Source organism: Ligilactobacillus sp. LYQ139, from assembly GCF_045033025.1.
GTDB lineage: Bacteria > Bacillota > Bacilli > Lactobacillales > Lactobacillaceae > Ligilactobacillus.
Genome location: NZ_JBJFZW010000001.1, coordinates 120,087 through 140,532 on the forward strand (window position 1 = coordinate 120,087; position 20,446 = coordinate 140,532).

Below are 20,446 nucleotides of genomic sequence, written 5' to 3' on the forward strand. Positions count from 1 at the left end.
CAGTACAAAAAACGATCACAAAAGATTGGTACTAGTCATTCGACCCTATCTCCCGTGATCCGTATGGCGGGCTTCTTCCACCACGCCCGTTGTTTGTTTTAAACCATCCTTATTTTCTTTGCTTTTCTAAAACATAATATCGTTATTCTGGGTAAACCATTGCTTATCCGCTTGTCGTAACGCCGCCGGATCCTGTAATAATTGCCGGTACTGTTCAATCTGATGGCGTTGAGAAGACGAACACTGTTGTTCGTCAATATGCCGTAAGCACTCCACCAGCACCTCATGTAACTGCTTAAGTCGTGTTGGCGGCGATAACCTTGTTCCGTCTGGGCGGGAAAAGTAAATATTTTTGCGACATAACGTCAGGGTTTTTAACCAGTCCGCAGTGATTAGCGTGGCAGTCGCCGGACTGTGCCATTGATTCAATAAGGAACAAAGTGCTGCCGTTTCAGTTGCCCGAACAGCCAGCCGGTGTTCATCATAGTGATTAACCGCCGAACCAACCCGTTGCTGATAATGGTAGTACGCACTTGGACTAGTAAGGACCACCGAACACTGATAGAAATACTGGTAATTTAAAACCGTATCTTCGCCCACCGGTAAATTCTGAAAAGTAAGCGGTTGTAATAACGTCTGCCGGTATACCTTATTACAGTTATAAAACATCCCGTCAGCAGCATATAATTGGGGAAAAGCAGCAATGAACGCCGCTTGGTCCATCTTCGGTGGCAGGTTTAAGTGCGACTGGCGTTCTTGGTTGCCCGGACCATCAAACGCAATGTCACTGATAATTAAATCCGGCATTTGTTTTAAAAGCGGGACTAACCCCGCAAACGCCGTCGGATCAAGGACGTCATCCCCGTCAACAAACGTAACGTACGGCGTCGTCACCCGTTGGACCCCCACGTTTTTGGCATGCGCAGCCGACCTATGCGGGGTAGTTACCAGCGTAAAGCGGGAATCTCGCGCGCATACTGCCTTTGCAATTGCACCTGTTTCGTCCGTTGAGCCGTCATTTACAATGATGACCTTAAATTCAGACATCGTTTGCTGCTGCAAGCTTGCCAGGGTTTGCTTAAGGTACGCCGCCACGTTATAAACAGGCATAATTACCGTTAATTCTGGCATCACCGCACCTCCTTAATCTTATCTTTGCCACAGAAAATGAATCAATAACTGGTCAACTTGGTGATTGGCGTGCAATCGACTATGCTGAGCCTTCCATCCCGAAATCATGACCGTACGGTACGATTTAGCCCGCACCGTAAGGGACCGCATTGCGCGGGAAGAATTATTCCCGACCGTCCCGTCTGCATTTGTTCCGTTAATGTTGCCGTAAATATTCAGCACCCGGATTCCCTGCGGATAGGTTCGCCGAAGTTGCGCAATTCGTTGATATGTAGCGGTTGGATGGGTTGGTACGCCCTCCTTGGTTAACGCAGAATTACTTCCGGCCATCCGAAGTACCCCGTTAAACGGTCCGGCAATTGCCACCTGCTTTTCTACCCGCGGCAGGTTAGGATCACTCCCGTACCGTAACAGGTAGGTCATAATATCAACGTTTCCCTTTGAATGGCCCACGAAGTTAATCCGCTGAACGTGATCGTCCCGTTGAAGTTGGACGATAATTCGGTGCAACCATGCCGCGTTTTGGGTTGATTGGGATTCCCGGTTAGCCGCAAATTGCACTTCTACGATGGGATTCTTAGCCTGCCGGTTAAACGTCCGCGACAAACGCACCTTCCCGCGAGTACTAACATCGGCGCGCACCACCGTATGAGTCACCCCAGCGCGTTCAGCAGCCTGCACCATATGCTGTTCCGCGTGCGCACTACTCCCATAGCCGTGCACGAACAACGTTACCACCTGAGGTTGTTTTTTCCTCGTTTTGGAAGCGTACGCTAACCGTGCTCCTCCTACCATGCCAATTATCATTACCATAACAAGTCCAAGCAACCCGATCCGTTTACCGTGGTTCATCGTTGCACCACCCCTTAATCAGTAAAATAACCAATCCTATTTTATAATTATTCTATTAAAATTGCTATTTTCAATTCCCCGACCATATAAAAGCGGTAACAAACCAGGAGGGAACACCCGATTGCCCGGAAGAAACAAAAAGATCGGGACCTTTTTCCCAACCTTTTCCTTAAATTAGACGTGTAAATACACTTTAACTAAATCTTCGTAATTCCAATCATGATGGGTTCATCCCCCCACCAAACACAAAAACCACCAGCTAAACAGGAGACATCCACCGCATAATGGACGCTCTCATCACCTTATTAGTGAATTTTTCCCGTACTAGAAACTTACATTCCCCAATTCACGGTAAAAATCAACCTTTCACCATTAGTGGTGCCAACTGCTCCTCAACCTGCAAACGTGTTACTCCCGTCGGAATGAGCGACGCTGCAACGTACGCGCCTTCAATCAACGGAACATTATAGATATGAATTTCCTTATCGGTGAGTTCGCTCGCCATTTCCAAGTTCATCTTAGCACTGCCAAGGTCGTAAAAAGCCAGGATTGTATCCGCCGGGTTATCCGCAAAGGCAGCGGTGATTTTTTCCATACTAGTACCAATCCGGCCATCATCGGTTCCCCCCGCAAACGTAATGGGGGTTTCTCCCGCGACTTGTTTGAGCAACTGAACGACACCCGCGGCAATTTCTGGCACGTGGGACACAACGGTAATTCCAAGCATTATTCCACCCCCACGTCTAATAAAGCAGTAAGCAGGTATCCGGTGGAAACCGCCCCGGGATCAAGGTGACCCTTCGCCCGTTCACCAAGATAAGAAGCCCGGCCCTTGTGCGCAACGAGATCGCGAGTGTGTTCAACCGCCGTTTGGATAGCTTCTTCCGTAAAAGTATCATCCTGAATCTGAGGAACTACCACCTGCCAGACATCAACCATCGTTTTATCGCCGGGGTGGGCACCACCCCGTTTCATTACCCCGGCAGCCGCGGCAGCAAGCAGTTCGCCCGCATCGTTCGTTACCGCACTCTTCTTCGCCATTTCTAAGAAGGCCGTGCCGTATAACGGTCCCGCCGCCCCACCAACCTTACTAATTAATGCCATAGCCGTTTTCTTTAGGGCTTCAGTAAGGGTCACTGGTGATGGTTCAAGAGCAGCCATGACCGCATCCATCCCCCGCACCATGTTACTTCCGTGATCACCATCGCCAATCGCATCATCAAGGTCATTCAGTTCTTGTTTATGCGCCGTAATAAGTTGTGCAAAATTTGTCATCCACTGAACGTCCTTTTCAACCGTTAGTTTCATAATTTCCCTCCTACCATGCAATCGTTGCAACCGGATAATTCAGGTACTCCAGCCACTTTTTATCCGCCACTTCCATGATGGTCAGGGAAATCCCTGCCATGTCAATTGACGTCATATAATTTCCAACCTTCATAAACGCTGGTTTAATTTTCTTGTTCGCTAACTGCGTCAGCAAATCGTTACTAAAGATATACTGCTCCATTAGCGGCGTGGCTCCCATACCGTTAACGAGCACCGCATAGTCCTTTTGCGCATCGAGATGCAGGTTGTCATCAATTTTACCAAGGAGTTCGGCAACCAGCTCCTTGGACGGCTTAATCTTTTCCCGCCGGTATCCTGGTTCACTGTGAATCCCCACTCCGTACTCAATCTCATCGGCAGCAAGTTCGAATCCCGGCTTACCCACTTCGGGAACGGTCGCCGCGGATAGGGCCACCGCAATGGTGTTAATGTGCGGAAGGACTCGCTGGGCAAGCTGCTCAATTTCATCAAGGCTCGCTCCTTGATCCGCAGCCGCTCCTAAAATTTTGTGCATCAAAACCGTTCCAGCGACGCCCCGGCGACCTTGAGTATACAGGCTGTTTTCAACGGCAATATCATCGTCAATGACGATAGATTTAACCGGAATATCATCCATTGCTGCCATATCCTGTGCCATCTCAAAGTTCATTACATCACCGGAGTAGTTCTTAATTACCAAAAACACTCCCTTCCCGTGATTGGCTGCTTGAATGGCTGCGTAAATCTGGTCGGGAGTAGGCGACGTAAAGACCTGTCCCGCTACTGCCGCACTCAACATACCTTTTCCAACGTAACCAGCGTGAGCGGGTTCATGACCACTTCCACCACCGCTTACGATGCCAACCTTCCCGACCATCGATTGTTCATCACTCCGGACAACGGCCATCATTTCGGGGATCTGTTTGATATATTGCGGATATGCTCCCACCATTCCCCGCAGCATTTCCGGCACAACATTTGCTGGATCATTAATAATCTTTTTCATGTCCACCGCTCCTTTCAGTTTCATTGTATAATAAAGCGTTTTCAAATGCAGCTTCAAATTAAGCGGTGTCGTTTATCGTCACCGCCTAATCAAATTCATTTAATTCAAAACTAACCTTGGTTCCTACTCTTCGCCGTCTTCCTTTTCAGCTACTACCGCATCGCTTTTCGCTTGCGTTGGTACTTCATCCATAATCCGGTTGTACTTCTTCTTGAAGAAGATTAGGATGAAGACCGCTGCAACAACGTACAGTGCGCCCGCAATGTAGTATGCAGTTGCATATCCGGATAATGACTTAAAGAGGAAGAACGTACAGAATAGTCCGGAAACAACTCCCATCAATGAGTTAACCAACGACACAACCGAACTAAAGGCTGGCCGTAAATCCTTTGACACCATCGCCATCTGCAATGACTGCTGGATTGGTGCCGTTGCGTTCGCAATACCTGACCGCAAGAACAAAACCACGCCAACAATAACAACGGCGACCGTTCCGGTTCCTAAGGCGCGCCCATTGGCCATTAGAATCATCATCGGAGCAACGGTAATTCCTGCCGCTGCCATTGAAACAATTGATCCTAGTTTCTTTTCCAGGAATGGCGCTAACAAGTAACCCAAGAACATGGCAGCGTTCTGGAACGTATTAACCGTGGCAGCTACCCCCCGTGGCATGTGCAGGTAATTGTTCAGGTAAATCGGGAAGTACGGTGTTACCAATAACGCCCCAAACCGTACAAGCACCAGGTATAATACCCATATCAATACCGTCTTAGTCATTAACTGCTTAAAGTTACTTGGACGCTGAGCTGCTTCGTCCCGTTCCCGTTCAACAGGGGTTTCACGGTAGTCACTTGGCTTCTCCCGGAAGAATAGCGCGAAAATAAATGCTAATCCTGCAAGGACCGCTGCAATTACAATCACCCACCGGTAAGCAGTTGTGTAGTTCGCTAGCATTACACCATGCATGGCTTCCTGGTGAGCTGATAAGGCTGATGCTTTTCCGTAGGAAATATGTTGCAGCAGTGCAAAAAAGTACACCACCAGCTTTCCGCCGAGGAACGTCAATACCGTCTGACATACCAGGTTATCCACCAGTATGTACGTCATCCATTTGGTCTGCTTTTTCCGCGGAATGTATACCGCAAACATAATTGGGTACAGGTAATCATAAATCCCAATCGTAATGGTTGAAGCAACACACATAATGATAATCAACGGCACATTATTTGTTATTACGGTAACTACTAGTGCAGCAACCGTAATTGGCGGCGCGATTAACATAATCTTCTTAAACCCTGTCCGGTGAATTAGGGCAATTAGTAATGAAAGGATTAACGTTCCAATTGAACTGTACAGGTTAAACCCCTTCACTAACTGGGGAGCCACAATTTGGTAATACGACATCAGTGCGTAGTTTGTAATCCCCGTAACGGCTCCTAATAACCCGTAAATCCAAACATAGAGCCATACATTGCGTTTTGCCCGGCCAGACCAGGCCGCTTCGCTATCCGCTGATAATGTGTCCATAATCATCAGTCCTTTATTATAATTTACTTGTCATTTACTCATCGACACATAGACTTATTTTACTCTTTTATCACTAAAATGCAATTCATCATTAAATTGACAACAAAAACGGAATACTACATTTGTATTCCGTCGCTTTTATTATCTGTTTTTATGTTAACCAATTCTGCCGCAGTAATTAAATATACTAACCGATATTTTTAAATTATTCTAATTTACCCGTTTCTAATTAATCACCTTCATATTTCCTAGAAGTAATCCGTGCGTATCCGATTAAGCCAAATAATGCAATTAAAAATAAAATGCTTCCTAAAATACCCACAATACTTGTCAAACTATAAGTTCGACTAAATAAACTAATCGTCCATGAACCAACCGTCATTAACAAGGATTCACCAAAATAGATAACGGACATTGCGGTAGCTCGGATTCCTTCGTAAGACATTCGCTGAATTTCCGCTTCAAAAATTGCATTCCACAGTTCAAAAGCAATGTTAATAAACATCAATCCGATTAACACAAACGATAACTGGTGCCAAAGAAAGCTTCCAAAGCATACTAGACATCCTAATTGCAATACAAACGATAAAACTAGCGGTTTAATAATCTTTGTTATTTTATAGAGAAAAGCCAAAATAAGTCCTGCAATCAATGCCATCAATCCGAAAATAAACCCTGCTTGGGCAACGGAAAGGCCTCCCTTAGTCAGCATTAATGGCCCGTATTGATGACTAATCGTAACGGCTGCTGATGAAGTACACATTAACAGAATCACCCACCGAAATGCTTGGCTTTCGCGCACAAACACCCCGAACCGGTGCCAAATCTGCTTAAACGACTGTAAGTCTTCCACTTCATCACCACCAAAATCAGCGGGATTAATGCTTAAGGCCGTAAAGAAAGCTAACGCCCGAATTAAAATACAGCAGGTAAATAAAGCCATCCATGAATATTTTGCAATCACTCCGCCTAAAGCGTTACTAATTGCCATTCCAAAAATTGCTACCATGTTAAAGTAACCGGAATATTTTAAAAATTTCTTTTTCTCAGCCTCCGGCACTGATTCGTACATCAAGGAAACGTCCGTTCCAGAAATAAGCGCTAACCCCAAAGCAAATAAAACAAAGCCAACGTACAATAGCCAATGTTGGTCCGGGAAGAAATACGTAATTAAATACAAAATACTTAACGTTTCCCCCAACAATAACGCATTTTTATGACCTAACCGATCAGAAATAATCCCCGTTGGAAATTCAAAAAGAAACTGACAAATGGTAAATACACTTTCCAACAGTGCAATTTCACCAACAGACCAGCCCATCTGTTTTAAATAAATCATCCACATGACCAGCTCTAACATAATATTAGACAGGCCATTATAAATTATTACCTTCTTCATTATTAATTTTCCCCTTTATTGTTATCATTAAACATCCGCTTTCGCTTATTTTAATAACCTATTAGGAGGCCAATTTACCAGAACGGTATTAGTCTCCATTTCAACATCATGTACACCAAGAAACATTATCACTCGCTTAAAAATGGGACGTCGTTCCATGAATCGCTTCACAATTATGAAGCGATTCTGTCGGCGTCCCATTATAAGCTACATTTAACTCCCAAACGCAACTACTAAGCTGTTACCGCAGCCGATCGCTGCTTGTAATCATGCGCCTCTTCAGCAGTGCACCACACAAAGTGTTGGGGAGTAATTTCGCGTAACTTCCGCCCCTCCACCTGTTTTTCAACACTTGAATCGTAATCCTTCCGGTGCCGTGCCCGCTCAATATGCGGATCAGGAACCGGAACCGCCGAAATCAAACTTTCGGTATATGGATGAAGGGGATGTTCGTACACTTCATCTGCCGGACCAACCTCTAATAACTTACCGTGATGCATTACCCCGATTCGATCAGAAATATACTTAACCATGGATAAATCATGGGCAATAAACAGGTACGTAATCCCACGTTTGCGCTGTAAATCCTTCATTAAGTTAACAACCTGTGCCTGAATTGAGACATCCAACGCAGAAATGGGTTCATCAGCAATAATGAACTGCGGATTAACTGCTAAAGCACGTGCAATCCCAATCCGTTGCCGTTGCCCTCCCGAAAACTCGTGCGGATACCGACTAGCATGGTCTGAATTCAACCCTACTGTTTTTAGCAAGCGGGCAACCATTGCATGCCGTTCTTCCTTATTTTGGGCAAGGCCATGGACATCGATCCCCTCTGCAATGATGTCTTCTACAGTCATCCGCGGGTTCAATGAAGCCTGGGGATCCTGAAAAATCATCTGGGCCTTTTGGGCAAAGGCCAACTGTTCCTTCCGCCCATGAATTTCACTGATATCTTGCCCATCAAACACAATCCGCCCAGCCGTAGGGTGATCTAACCGAATAATATTCCGTCCCGTTGTCGTTTTACCAGAGCCAGACTCCCCAACAAGCCCAAACGTTTCTCCCTGGTATACAGAAAAACTGACGTCATCAACCGCCCGAACAACCTTTCCGTTGCCCCTTTCAAAGTAACGTTTTAAATGTTGAACCTCAAGAATTTTTTGCGTCATTAACAGGAACCTCCTTACTATTCAACTTAGCAAACTGCGCCCACCGGCGTTGAATCTCTGGCGGCGGTGTCACCTGGGGAGCATCAGGATGCAGTAGCCACGTTGCCGCAGCATGGGTTGCTGAAACCTTGAAAAACGGGGGTTGCCGCCGCTGATCAATTTTTAAAGCGTACGGGTTACGGGCAGCAAACGGATCCCCCACGGGAGGATTAATTAAGTTTGGCGGAGTCCCCGGAATTGCATCTAACCGATCCTTAGTAGCTAACGTTGGCATTGAATTTAATAACCCCCATGTATATGGGTGTTGCGGATTATAAAAGATATCATCAACCGTCCCATACTCGAGAATCTGTCCGGCATACATTACTGCTACCCGATCAGCAATTCCCGCAACAACCCCTAAATCATGGGTAATAAAGATAATTGATGTCCCGAATTTCCGTTGAACTGTCCGCATTAAATCAAGAATTTGCGCCTGCACCGTCACATCGAGTGCAGTCGTTGGTTCATCTGCAATTAAAATTTCAGGATGGCAAATCAATGCAATCGCAATTACAATCCGTTGCCGCTGTCCTCCAGAAAACTGGTGCGGATAATCATGCGCCCGTTTTTCAGCATTAGGAATTCCAACAAGCTTTAAGAACCGAACCGCTTCCCGCCATGCCGCTGCTTTTTCAACGTGCTTATGCTTAATCAGTGGTTCAGCAACCTGCTTCCCAACCTGCATCGTTGGGTCCAACGACGTCATCGGGTCCTGGGCGATCATCGCAATATCTTTTCCTCGTAATTCTTCAAGTTGATGCTTTTTCATATGAAGCACATCATTTCCGTGGAAAAGTACCTGTCCGTCCTTTAGTTCAGCATTTTGCGCTAACAATCCCATAATTGCCTTTACGGTCACTGATTTTCCCGAACCAGACTCACCAACAATCGCTAAGGTCTCCCCGCGATTAAGGTGAAAGCTAATTTTTCGAATCGCCTGAACATCACCAGAATAGGTGTGAAACGTGACTCGTAAATTATTAACATTTAAAATAGTTTCTCCCATCGCGTTACTCCTTTGTCTTTGGATCAAATGCATCCCGCAAACCGTCACCTAATAAATTGAAAGCAATCATTAATACACAGAGAACAATTGCCGGGAACCACATCTGGTACGGTAAGAACTGAAAATTCTTTTGCCCTTCGTTTAACAAAACCCCTAACGACGTTTCTGGTGCTGAAATCCCGATTCCAATAAAGCTCAAAAAGGCTTCAAAGAAAATAGCATTTGGAATCGTGTACATTAACTGAATAATAATAATGCTCAGTAGGTTGGGAACCAAATGGCGCCAGGCAATTCTCCACGGAGACTCGCCCAGTGTCCGGGCAGCCAGTACGTATTCCGTCGACTTCAATTGTAAGGTTTCAGCCCGAACCATTCGGGCCATTGTCGTCCAACTTGAAATGGCAATTGCACAAATAATTGAAGTTAATCCTGGTTTAAGAACAACCAACATCAACACCACAATAACCAAATTAGGGACAGCAGAAATAATCTCAATGATTCGTTGCATAACGTTGTCAACCTTGCCGCCACACCAACCTGATATAATTCCGTATGACACCCCAATAATCACGTCAAAAAACGATGCCACAAGGGCGACAATCAGTGAAATCTTAGTCCCATAAACAATCCGTTGCGCTAACGAGCGTCCCATATTATCAGTTCCCAATACAAAACACTTATTCCGTGGAACACCCGCAGCCTTATATTCATCCACCCAATGGCCGTTAACCTTTTGTTTTCCGTTTAAGCCATTGATTGGACATCCCGGCACCTTGGCGGGAAGATTTGCATAAGTTGCATTAGAATGTACAAGGGTTTTCTGGGTAATAAAAGGACTTGAACCAAAGGCTGTTAGTGCCATAATCACAATTACAACCAGGGAAACTAACGCTCCCTTATTGGCTTTTAACCGCCGCCATGCATCCTGAGCAAAGGTTAGCGACTTACCAGTTACCTGTTCAGTTTGCTCAGGATTTTGTGTTGATACCCGTTCGAAGTCATCTGCTAGTAATTGACTACTTTCTGTCATTTATTCTCGCCTCCCGTTAGCCGAATTCGCGGATCGATCAATCCGTATATTAAGTCAGTTATTAAGATAATTACAACCAGCCCAACGGAGAAGAGCAGCGTCACGCCCATGATTGTCGGATAATCGTTTGTAATAATTGACTTAACGTATTGCTCACCAATTCCTGGAACAGAAAAAATGTTCTCGACTACCATTGAACCAGTCATCAATGCAACCGCATACGGTCCCATTAACGTGACTAACGGAATTAAACTATTACGTAAGGCATGTTTAAAGACAATTTCATACTTACTTAGCCCCTTAGCCTTAGCCAATTGAATATAGTCTGATCCTAAAACATCAACCATCTTAGTCCGAACAAACCGGGCCGTTTGCGCCAGCGGGCCAACCCCCAGTGCAATTGTTGGCAAAACTGTATGTGAAAAGTTTCCCCAGCCAGCAACCGGTAACCAATGGAGCTTTAATCCAACATAATACTGTAATAGGATTGCCAATACGAAACTCGGGACGGAAATTCCAAGAATGGCAACTACCGTCGCGGTTGTGTCCTCCCAACCGTTCCGGTGGACGGCTGCAATCGCACCAATTCCAATTCCAAAGAACACCCCAAAAATCATTGCTTGTAATCCTAATTGTGCTGACGCCCCAATCCGACTTGCAATTAACGCGGTTACGGGCTGATTGTTAAATTGAAATGACGTTCCCAAGTTTCCATGAAGCAAATTTCCCATATAAATCAGATATTGCTCCCATAACGGCTTATTTAACCCATACTGTTGCTTCATGATATGCAACTGAGCAGGAGACAGCTTCTGCTGGTTTGTAAATGGTGTCCCCGGCATCAACCGCATTAAGAAAAACGTAATTGATGCAATCAAAAACAACGTCACTATCATTGCTAAAATTCGTTTTAATAGATATTTCTTCATGAACCTCTCTCCTTACTTAGCAATGTACGTATTCTTCCAATTGTATTTCACTCCATCGTGATGAACGATTAAGCCCTTTACCCGCGGATTAAGTAAAATTGATTGGTTCTGCTGGTACAGCGGCGCAATACCTTCCGAATCCATCAACACACGTTCTGCATCCACCATGTCCTGCCAGCGTTGGCCACGGTTTCCTGCATCTACTCCCTGTGCACGCTTAATGTCCTTATCATACTGAGGGTTCTTCCACTTACCATCGTTCTGTGGGTTGTTGCTAGTCAATAACTGCATAAACGTAATCGGGTCTGAAAAGTCTGCCCCCCACATCGTAATCACCATGTCGAAGTTTCCGTTAGCAGACCGCGATAGCCGTGTTTTAAAAGGTACGTTGTTTGTTGTTACTTTTAAGCCTGGTAAGTGCATTTCAAGCTGACTTTGAAGGTAGTCTGTCGATTGCTTTCCGGCGTCCGTATCATCACTAAGTAGCTCTAAGTTTAGGTGTTTAATTCCTTCCTGCTTTAATCCCTTACGCCAGTACTGCCGGGCTAACCGCTGGTTGTATTCCACCGCCTGAGGAACCTCGGCTTGGGCCGCAAAATCTTTTCCGTTGTACTTAGCAAGCCCTGCACTGACAAATCCTTTAGGTTCAATAGAACCATCGCCCAAAATCTGCTTTACAAATTGCCGGCGATTAATTGCCAACGCAATTGCCTTCCGGATATTCGGGTTTCGAAGGGCCCGTACGCGCTTTTGATTAAACTCTAAGTATGCTGTCGTTGCACCCTGCAAAACATGAAGATCCGGGTTCCCCTGGAGGTGCTTGGCTTGTACCGAGCTAAGTGGCGTCATATCGAGTTGCCCACTTTCATACAGGTTGTAAGACGTTGAGGTACTCTTATTTACATTAACGACAATTTTGTGTAACCGAACATGTTTTCGATCCCAGTAAGTGGGGTTCTTAACCAACTTCCAACTTAAATTCGAACCGGTCCAACCAGTTAACTTGAAGGGACCGTTATATACCATATACTTTGAAGCCGTGCCGTACTTGCTTCCGTAGCGTTCAACTACCCGTTGGTTTTGCGGAAAGAATACCGGGAATCCCATTAGCAGTTTAAAGTATGGAATTGGTTTACTGAGTGTCACAACTAATTTATAATTTCCCTCTGCTTTAATTCCTAGCGTTTGGGGTTTCTTTTTCCCGTTAATAATTGCATCTGCGTTTTTAATTCCCGAAAACAGGTATGAATACTGACTCGCTGTCTTAGGGTTAACCGTCCGGCGCCAAGAATAAACAAAGTCGTGTGCGGTTACCGGATCACCGTTTGACCATTTCGAATGACGCAACTTAAACGTATACGTCTTCTTGTCAGGTGATACGGTGGTCTGAACTGCAACGCCTGGTTCGATCTTGTCATTCTTTCCAATCCGATACAGTCCTTCCAAAGTATTCCCTAGACTATCGAAACTAACCGTATCAGTTGCTAAGGATAAATCCATTGTTGGCATTTCAGCCGTCTCATCCCAATTTAATGTTTGGGTGTCAGCTGAACGTTTAGTATGTGACTGGCACCCACCAAGAACTAATCCTAATGCCGTCAACACACTAAACATAATGAGGAAACGCCTTTTCATTTAATCACCCCTGTTTATACTAAAGTTGCATCTAATTAGATTAGTCATAGAATATACCGAATTAAATTAAAAAGCAATGGTATTTGCCATTTTTCTCTAATTAGTTGCGCTGGTAATTTTTAATTTAACGTTCATGATTAACGCATAAGACAAAAAAATATCCAACAATAGTTCGTATATAGGTTGAAAAACAACCTGTTTTTGTTTTATTATACGGATATAGTAATTAAAAATAAGTGAGAAAGAAGGAAACTATATGTCATCATCACATCATCACTATCATTTATCACTTGGACTCCAGATTATCATCGGACTAATTGTGGGAATTCTTTTGGGATACTTTTTCAACGGAAATAAATCCTTCATCTCGTTTGCCAATGGTTTAGGCACGATCTTCATCAACTTAATCTCCATGATTGTTCTTCCCATCGTGATTACCTGCTTAACCGTTGGAATTGCCAACCTCGGTGATATAAAAAAACTGGGACGCATCGGTTTGAAGACAATCATTTACTTCGAGGTGCTATCAACGATTGCCTTTATTATTGGCCTAATCATTTCCAACATTTCGCACCTAGGAGCAATGATCGACCTTTCTAAGTTAAAGGCTGCCGATATATCCCAGTATGTTCACGCCGCGAAGACCACTTCCGGTGGTTTTGGGGCGTTACTTCTTTCCGTTGTCCCCAAAAACATCTTTACCGCAATGTCGACCGGTAAAATGCTTCCCGTTATTTTCTTCTGCGTGTTCTTTGGATTAGGAACAGCAGCCATTGGTGAGCGTGGGCAAATCATCATTGACTTTCTCAACGCCGTTTCCGCTGTAATGTTTAAGATTGCCAACTGGATTATGCACTTCGCACCGTTTGGAGTGGCAGGCCTGATGGGAGCCACCGTTGCCGAAATGGGAATTGGGACCCTAAAGCCCCTCCTTCTATTCATTGCGATGGCCTATGCGGTCATGGTTGGGTTTATTCTTATTGTTCTAGGAATCACTTCCCGCCTGTTCGGCTTTAAAATTACGGAACAGTTACGAGCCGTTAAGAATGAACTTATCCTAGCGTTTACGACGGCAAGTTCCGAGGTAACCCTCCCCGGACTCATGCAAAAAACACAGGATTTAGGAATCAGCAAATCCATTGCATCGTTTGTTATTCCAACCGGATACACGTTTAACCTTGACGGTTCCGCACTGTACCAGTCATTAGCAGCGATCTTCATTGCTCAGGCTTACCACATTCACCTATCCCTTACCCAGCAACTCACTCTTCTAGTTGTTTTGATGGTTGCTTCTAAGGGAATGGCGGGCGTTCCTGGTGCTTCCTTTATCGTATTAATGACTTCCTTAGGCACGGCGGGGATTCCTGCTGCAGGAGTTGCACTAATTGCGGGAATTGACCGGCTAGTAGATATGGGCCGGACGGTAGTTAACGTAATTGGTAACGTAACGGCCACGTTAGTCATTGGTAAATCAGAGCATGAATTTAGTCAGGATAAACATGACCACTACATCAAAAACTTAGACGCTAAAGCGTAAGGTAGCGCTGATTACAACAATCCAATTATCTTAACAATTTTCAAACTAAAACACCCCCGGCTAACAATAGCCGGGGGTATTTGTTCAGGGAATCGCTGCATTGTGAAACCACCCGTTTCACAATACTTTAAATCTAAAAGCGGAAATAGTTAAAGCCAACCGCTATTTTATCTGATTACAATCATCATAATAAAGAATCGCGCCAAATAAAATGCCACTAAACTATTTCCTACCAATACGTTGTTTCATCCCCATTTCACTAGTGTTACTCCTCGCCTTCTCCTTCAATCCGGGTTTCAATGATTGTTGGCTTTGCGAAATCCTGGTCAAAGTTTAGGTCGAAGTGCATGTGATCCTTCCCAATAATGGTATTCGGAAAAATGCTCGTTGCGTTTTCCTTATACTGTTCCGGATGCCGCATTGCCTGCGAAAAATGCGTGAGAACGAGCTCCTTAGCGTGGGCGTTTTTAGCGTTAGTAGCCGCGTCTGCGAAAGTCATGTGAAGCTTCTTTTGGGCCTTAGCTTCATCCTCATTGGCACCAAAATTAGCACAACTAAAAATCATGTCCGCATCCTTCATGAACTCTGGCAATTCCGGAACTGGCCGCGTGTCAGTAATCCACACAAACCGCAGCCCCTTCCGCGGTGCTCCTAAAACCATTTGAGGGGTGTACGTTTGACCGTCAAGTTCAACCGGTGCTTCACTCTTTTGAAGCTTTCCCCATAATTGCTGCGGAACGTTGTTCTCCCGCGCCCGCTGGGGGTCAAACTTCGGCGCCCGCTTAATATCAACCCGGTAAGCAAAACACGGCCGCGTATGCTTAACGAAAAGCGGCGTAATGCTGAGGTCACCGTGGATGTATTTGTTATTAATTACAATCGGCTTCCCCGGCTCCGGGTCCTCAATAATGTTAATGTCGTAAGCTAGCCATGGCATGATTACCCGGAAGCCCTTCATGACATCCTTAATTCCCTTCGGCCCGATAATCGTAATTGGTTCGGTCCGGCCGGTATTGCTCGTCGTTCCTAAGATTCCTTGTAGCCCAATCACGTGATCGCCATGAAGGTGGGTAATGCAAATTACATCCAAGTTCTTAAAGCCCGTCCGCGCAGCCCGCATGGACACCCCGGTTCCTTCACCGGCATCCATTAAAATTTCCCGTCCCTTATAATTTAAGACGGCCGCTGATAAGTACCGGTCAGGAAGCGGAATACTGCCGCCCGTTCCGAGTAACGTTGCTCCTAACATCACTAGTTCCTCCTCGTTATAAACTCCCCTTTATTATGCCGCGGAAAGGCACGAAAGGACAGTAAAAAGGGTTGGCGTAGTGGTTCAACTACGCCAATCCTTCGTCTGATTACCGTTATGAAGATAAGGGCGTGGCTTCGCACCTTACCTTAATCGGGCTCCGCCTAAAATCCGTCACCTAAGCCTGCTCCCTTGACCGGGCATTCGCCCGTTCTTCGCGAGCTTTGCTTAGTGTTCCGGATTTCTTAACGGCTCCGCACCTTGTTAAAACATATTATCAAACAAACTCAGCTGGTTCTCGTCTGGCAACTGGTCTAATACGTGGTTTTCCGTCATAAAATCAATAATCGTTTGCGAAACGTGCCCACGCTTCATCAGGTCTTCCTTAGACAAAAACGGCTTTTCTTCCCGGGCCGCCACGATTTGCTTAGCGGCGTTTTCCCCGAGTCCCGGAATCGCCGAGAACGGTGCAATCAACGTATCCCCGTCAATCAACCACTCTGAAATAGCGGAACGTTCCAGGTCAACCATCTGAAACTTAAAGCCCCGCTCAAGCATTTCGTTCGCTAACTCAAGAACAACCAGAAGCGTTTTATCCTTAGCCGAAGCATCGTTTCCCTGCTCCTCAATGGCTTGCATCCGCTCCTTGACGGCATCCTTTCCCCGAGCCATTGCAACAATATCAAAGTCGCGCGCACGCACGGAAAAGTAGGCACAGTAGTACACTAGCGGGAAATAAACCTTGAAGTAGGCAATCCGCAGCGCCATCAAAACATAGGCGGCAGCATGCGCCTTCGGGAACATGTACTTAATCTTTAAGCAAGCTTCCAGGTACCATTCCTTCACCCCAGCGTCCCGGATAATCTTTTGCCATTCTTCCGGAATTCCGCGGCCCTTCCGCACGTGTTCCATCGTGTTAAACGCCACGTCGTTTGGTACGCCCCAGTGAATCAGGTCCATCATGATATCATCCCGACACCCGATAACCTCCGGCATGGTGATTATTCCGTTTTTAATCAAGTCTTCGGCGTTGCCCAGCCACACGTCGGTTCCGTGAGAAAGACCGGAAATCTTCAATAACTCCGCAAATGTCTTGGGTTTTGTTTCCTCCAACATCCCACGAACAAACCGGGTCCCAAACTCAGGAATACCCAGTGTTCCGGTTTTTGAGTGAATCTGTTCCGGGGTAACGCCCAACACTTCCGTTCCCTGGAACAACTGCATCACTCCCGGATCGTCGGTCGGGATTGACTGCGGGTCGACCCCCGACAAATCCTGCAGCATCCGGATCATCGTCGGATCATCGTGCCCTAAAATATCCATTTTCAGGAGTGTATCGTGGATGGAATGAAAATCAAAGTGCGTCGTTTCCCACGAAGCGTTCTGATCATCCGCCGGATACTGAATCGGCGTAAAGTCGTAAATTTCCTTATCGGCCGGCACAATCAAGATTCCGGCCGGGTGCTGCCCGGTCGTCCGCTTAACCCCGGTTGCCCCCTTAGCAAGGCGGTCCACCTCGGCGCCGCGTAAATTCTGTTCGGTATCCCGTTCATACGCCTTCACGAACCCGTAGGCCGTCTTATCAGCCACCGTCCCAATCGTTCCGGCCCGGTATACGTTATCCGCGCCAAAGAGGACTTTCATGTAGTTGTGTGCGATTGGTTGGTAATCCCCGGAGAAATTCAGGTCAATGTCGGGCACCTTATCCCCCTTGAATCCCAGGAAGGTTTCAAACGGAATATCCTGACCGTCCTTCACTAGCGGCGTCCCGCATTCCGGACAATCCCGGTCTTCCAGATCATACCCGGAACCATATTCTCCCTTAGTATAAAACTCGGTCCACTGACACTTCGGACACCGATAATGTGGAGGCAACGGGTTCACCTCAGTAATTCCCGCCATCGTGGCAACTAAACTCGAACCAACGGAACCCCGGGACCCGACCAGGTACCCGTCCTTATTTGATTTCGCCACCAACTTCTGGGCAATCAGATAGTGCACGGCAAACCCGTTCCCAATAATACTGTCCAACTCCCGGTCAAGTCGGTCAGCTACAATTGCCGGTAATTTATTGCCATACAACTCGTGGGCCCGCTCCATCGTCATCCGTTTAATATCGTCTTCGGCCCCCGGCATTTTCGGCGGGTAGGTCTTATCCGTTACCGGTGAAACGTTGTCATCAACCAGGGCAACGACCTGCTGGGGAGCAGTAACAACAATTTCATGCGCCGTTTCATCCCCCAGAAAAGCAAAATCATCCAGCATTTCGTCCGTCGTGCGAAAGTGCAAGTCCGGCCAGTCCTTAAGCCGGTTTAACGGGTTAGCTCCTCCCTGAGAATGAATCAGGATCCGCCGGTAGATGGCATCCTCCTTATTCATAAAATGAACGTCCCCAGTCGCCACAACGGGTTTATCTAACTCATGACCCAGCTTCACCATGTTACTGATAATCTCTTCAAGACGCGCGTTGTCCTTCACTAATTCCTGCTCTAACAACGGCGCGTACGCAGCCTTGGGTTGCACCTCAAGGTAGTCGTAAAACTTCGCTTTTTCCCGTGCAACCGCATACCCCTTTTGCATCATTGCAGTAAAGACTTCGCCGTCCGCACACGCTGATCCCACTAGCAAACCTTCCCGGTACTTTTCCAGCAGTGCGCGCGGCACCCGCGGTACGCGGTAGAAGTACTCGGTCATTGACGCCGATGTAAGCTTAAAAAGGTTCTTCATTCCTGCCTGCGTCCGGGCAATAATAATGGCGTGAAACGGGTGTTCGTGCTTATACGCCCCGTTCTCTCCTACGTGATCATTAAGTTGATCATGAAACATAATCTGATACTGTTCTTGCGCATCCTTTAACATGGCGTAGTAAATATAGCCCGTAGCTTCCGCATCATAAATTGCCCGGTGGTGGTGTTCTAAGGCCACGTTTAACTTTCGGGCTAACGTGTTTAACCGGAACCCGTTCATCTCCGGGTACAGGAACCGAGCCAACGGAAGCGTATCAATCCACGGCTCGCTAATCGGATCAAGATCGTGGCGGGCATACCCCGTATTCATGAAATCCACGTCAAACGTTGCGTTATGCCCGACAATCACGCATCCGGCACAAAAGTCCTTAAACATCCGAAAGACTTCACCCTCCGACTTGGATCCCCGAACCATCTCGTCGGTAATACTGGTTAGGTTAATCGTTGTCTGCGACAGTGGGTGCCCAGGATCGATGAACTCTTCGAAACGATCAACCACCGTACCACCCTTCATCTTAACGGCAGCTAGTTCAATCACCTTATCGTACTGAGCCGACAGCCCCGTGGTTTCGGTATCGAAGACGACGTAGGTCGCATTTTTTAGATTGACGTGAGCATCGTTATACGCAATGTTTTGCCCGCCGTCAACAACGTTTGCTTCCAGCCCATACAGCACCTTAACGCCGTGCTTTTGGCCGGCAGAATGGGCTTCTGGAAAGGCCTGCAAGTCTCCGTGGTCGGTAACCGCAATGGCCTTATGCCCCCACTTGGCAGCCTGTGCTACGTAGTCAGTGATTGAATTGGTGGCATCCATCGTGCTCATCGTCGTGTGGAGGTGAAGCTCAGCGCGTTTATCACCTTCCGCTGTGTCTTGCCGTTCCGTGTGGTGGATTTCATTAATATCGCGGGCCATGATCACCAGGTCACGCAGGTAGGAGTCTTCCTGCACACTTCCCCGCACCTTAATCCACTTTCCGGCCGTCAGGTTAGCAAACTGAGCTTCATCCTCTTCACTATTAGAAAACTTTTTAATAACAAACGAAGAACTATAGTCCGTTACTTCGAGCGTAATAATCTTTCGCCCGGAGCGAAGGGCCCGCACCTCAGCGTTAAAGACGTACCCTTGAACAATCACGGAGCGTTCCTCTTCGGTGATTGCACCCATCTGCGTTACGGGAATATCATCCTTGATTTTCCGCCCCAAAAGCACTGGCCCTTCAGCTTTTAGTACCGTCTTCTTTTTTTTCTTAGCGGCTCGCTGTTGGGTTTGCTGCTGGATAGCTGCCATGGCTTTCTTGGTTAATTCCGCATCACTTTGTGCCCGTTTCTCCTGGTACTGTACGTGATCCGCCTGTTCACCAGCAATAATCACCGGCTTAATCGTGTACTTAGGAAACCCCACCTGCTGGTAGCCAACCGCAAGTCCCTGCAACGTTGTCTCACTCAGCAACGCTGCCTGGTTAGCGTCCGTCACCTGAAGGTGTAAGGTTTTCCCTACCAATTTGGGAGCCCGGCCACACACCTGGTTAACCACCTGCTCGTTTGCGGCACTATGCGCCACCACAAACGGCCAGTAGTCCTGAACTTCCTGCTCAGTTACCGCCGGCTCCACGGGCTCCACGCGCAGGGTAACATCTACAATTCCCTGAAAAGCCGCGTTAACCTGCTGATGAAAGCGCAAAAACACCTTAAACGGAATGACCCGCTGAACTCCCAGAACGATTTCCCACCGTTTAGAATGTTCGTGGACGATCACCTGGTTAACCGTTGCGTCCGTCAGCGCACCCGTGGGATCCTCCGTTGCATTCCACCCGGCCTGCGTACATAACTTTTCAAAAAGCGCGTGCTTATCAAGCGCCATTCACGTTGCCTCCTT

15 protein-coding genes are annotated in these 20,446 nt (G+C 46.6%); 1 reads left to right on the plus strand and 14 read right to left on the minus strand.

The annotated features are described in order from the left end of the window. Positions 1-126 precede the first annotated feature (126 nt). From ACI3E1_RS00580 to ACI3E1_RS00635, 12 genes are all read right to left on the minus strand, one after another. A complete protein-coding gene (locus tag ACI3E1_RS00580; protein ID WP_405023737.1) occupies positions 127-1,131 on the minus strand; it encodes a glycosyltransferase family 2 protein in 1,005 nt (334 codons plus the stop codon). Positions 1,132-1,149: 18 nt separating this feature from the next. Further along, positions 1,150-1,983: an alpha/beta hydrolase gene (locus tag ACI3E1_RS00585; RefSeq protein WP_405023738.1), complete on the minus strand. Its 834-nt coding sequence runs from the start codon at positions 1,981-1,983 to the stop codon at positions 1,150-1,152. Positions 1,984-2,341: 358 nt separating this feature from the next. Next, positions 2,342-2,713, minus strand: a complete 372-nt coding sequence (dhaM, locus tag ACI3E1_RS00590) for a dihydroxyacetone kinase phosphoryl donor subunit DhaM (RefSeq protein ID WP_405024044.1) — start codon at positions 2,711-2,713, stop codon at positions 2,342-2,344. After that, entirely contained in the window at positions 2,710-3,291 is a 582-nt protein-coding gene (gene dhaL / locus ACI3E1_RS00595) for a dihydroxyacetone kinase subunit DhaL (RefSeq protein ID WP_405023739.1), read from the minus strand. Before dhaL ends, dhaM begins: the two co-directional genes overlap by 4 nt. A 10-nt stretch (positions 3,292-3,301) precedes the next feature. After that, positions 3,302-4,297: a dihydroxyacetone kinase subunit DhaK gene (gene dhaK, locus ACI3E1_RS00600; protein ID WP_405023740.1), complete on the minus strand. Its 996-nt coding sequence runs from the start codon at positions 4,295-4,297 to the stop codon at positions 3,302-3,304. 123 nt (positions 4,298-4,420) lie between these two features. Further along, complete coding sequence (locus ACI3E1_RS00605) at positions 4,421-5,824, minus strand: MFS transporter (protein WP_405023741.1); 1,404 nt, start codon at positions 5,822-5,824, stop codon at positions 4,421-4,423. 229 nt (positions 5,825-6,053) lie between these two features. Next, positions 6,054-7,223 (minus strand): MFS transporter, encoded by a 1,170-nt coding sequence (locus ACI3E1_RS00610; RefSeq protein ID WP_405023742.1) that lies wholly within the window; start codon positions 7,221-7,223, stop codon positions 6,054-6,056. A gap of 233 nt (positions 7,224-7,456) precedes the next feature. Beyond that, the gene (locus ACI3E1_RS00615) at positions 7,457-8,395 is read right to left on the minus strand and encodes an ABC transporter ATP-binding protein (RefSeq protein ID WP_405023743.1); all 939 of its coding nucleotides are present in this window, start codon (positions 8,393-8,395) and stop codon (positions 7,457-7,459) included. Continuing rightward, positions 8,376-9,443: an ABC transporter ATP-binding protein gene (locus tag ACI3E1_RS00620; protein WP_405023744.1), complete on the minus strand. Its 1,068-nt coding sequence runs from the start codon at positions 9,441-9,443 to the stop codon at positions 8,376-8,378. Before ACI3E1_RS00620 ends, ACI3E1_RS00615 begins: the two co-directional genes overlap by 20 nt. Positions 9,444-9,447: 4 nt before the next feature. Further along, positions 9,448-10,473, minus strand: coding sequence for an ABC transporter permease (locus ACI3E1_RS00625; protein ID WP_405023745.1), 1,026 nt, complete (start codon positions 10,471-10,473; stop codon positions 9,448-9,450). Further along, on the minus strand, positions 10,470-11,402 hold the full coding sequence (gene opp3b, locus ACI3E1_RS00630) for an oligopeptide ABC transporter permease (protein WP_405023746.1): 933 nt from the start codon (positions 11,400-11,402) through the stop codon (positions 10,470-10,472). Before opp3b ends, ACI3E1_RS00625 begins: the two co-directional genes overlap by 4 nt. Positions 11,403-11,414: 12 nt before the next feature. Beyond that, positions 11,415-13,037: a peptide ABC transporter substrate-binding protein gene (locus ACI3E1_RS00635; protein WP_405023747.1), complete on the minus strand. Its 1,623-nt coding sequence runs from the start codon at positions 13,035-13,037 to the stop codon at positions 11,415-11,417. 256 nt (positions 13,038-13,293) lie between these two features. Here ACI3E1_RS00635 and ACI3E1_RS00640 point away from each other — a divergent pair, with 256 nt between their 5' ends. Next, complete coding sequence (locus tag ACI3E1_RS00640) at positions 13,294-14,574, plus strand: dicarboxylate/amino acid:cation symporter (protein ID WP_405023748.1); 1,281 nt, start codon at positions 13,294-13,296, stop codon at positions 14,572-14,574. A gap of 265 nt (positions 14,575-14,839) precedes the next feature. On the opposite strand, the gene ACI3E1_RS00645 is transcribed toward ACI3E1_RS00640, so the two are convergent. Both ACI3E1_RS00645 and ACI3E1_RS00650 read right to left on the minus strand, forming a co-directional pair. Continuing rightward, positions 14,840-15,823 (minus strand): ribonuclease Z, encoded by a 984-nt coding sequence (locus ACI3E1_RS00645; RefSeq protein WP_405023749.1) that lies wholly within the window; start codon positions 15,821-15,823, stop codon positions 14,840-14,842. A gap of 264 nt (positions 15,824-16,087) precedes the next feature. Next, complete coding sequence (locus tag ACI3E1_RS00650) at positions 16,088-20,431, minus strand: PolC-type DNA polymerase III (protein WP_405023750.1); 4,344 nt, start codon at positions 20,429-20,431, stop codon at positions 16,088-16,090. Between the last annotated feature and the right edge of the window lie 15 nt (positions 20,432-20,446).

Bases quoted from the DNA above. Each gene is read 5' to 3' on its own strand.
- ACI3E1_RS00620 (WP_405023744.1), bottom strand. From the start codon at position 9,443: ATGGGAGAAACTATTTTAAATGTTAATAATTTACGAGTCACGTTTCAC.
- ACI3E1_RS00645 (WP_405023749.1), bottom strand. From the start codon at position 15,823: ATGTTAGGAGCAACGTTACTCGGAACGGGCGGCAGTATTCCGCTTCCT.
- ACI3E1_RS00605 (WP_405023741.1), bottom strand. From the start codon at position 5,824: ATGGACACATTATCAGCGGATAGCGAAGCGGCCTGGTCTGGCCGGGCA.
- ACI3E1_RS00635 (WP_405023747.1), bottom strand. From the start codon at position 13,037: ATGAAAAGGCGTTTCCTCATTATGTTTAGTGTGTTGACGGCATTAGGA.
- dhaL (WP_405023739.1), bottom strand. From the start codon at position 3,291: ATGAAACTAACGGTTGAAAAGGACGTTCAGTGGATGACAAATTTTGCA.
- ACI3E1_RS00650 (WP_405023750.1), bottom strand. From the start codon at position 20,431: ATGGCGCTTGATAAGCACGCGCTTTTTGAAAAGTTATGTACGCAGGCC.
- ACI3E1_RS00640 (WP_405023748.1), top strand. From the start codon at position 13,294: ATGTCATCATCACATCATCACTATCATTTATCACTTGGACTCCAGATT.
- dhaK (WP_405023740.1), bottom strand. From the start codon at position 4,297: ATGAAAAAGATTATTAATGATCCAGCAAATGTTGTGCCGGAAATGCTG.
- ACI3E1_RS00610 (WP_405023742.1), bottom strand. From the start codon at position 7,223: ATGAAGAAGGTAATAATTTATAATGGCCTGTCTAATATTATGTTAGAG.
- opp3b (WP_405023746.1), bottom strand. From the start codon at position 11,402: ATGAAGAAATATCTATTAAAACGAATTTTAGCAATGATAGTGACGTTG.
- ACI3E1_RS00580 (WP_405023737.1), bottom strand. From the start codon at position 1,131: ATGCCAGAATTAACGGTAATTATGCCTGTTTATAACGTGGCGGCGTAC.
- ACI3E1_RS00625 (WP_405023745.1), bottom strand. From the start codon at position 10,473: ATGACAGAAAGTAGTCAATTACTAGCAGATGACTTCGAACGGGTATCA.
- ACI3E1_RS00615 (WP_405023743.1), bottom strand. From the start codon at position 8,395: ATGACGCAAAAAATTCTTGAGGTTCAACATTTAAAACGTTACTTTGAA.
- ACI3E1_RS00585 (WP_405023738.1), bottom strand. From the start codon at position 1,983: ATGAACCACGGTAAACGGATCGGGTTGCTTGGACTTGTTATGGTAATG.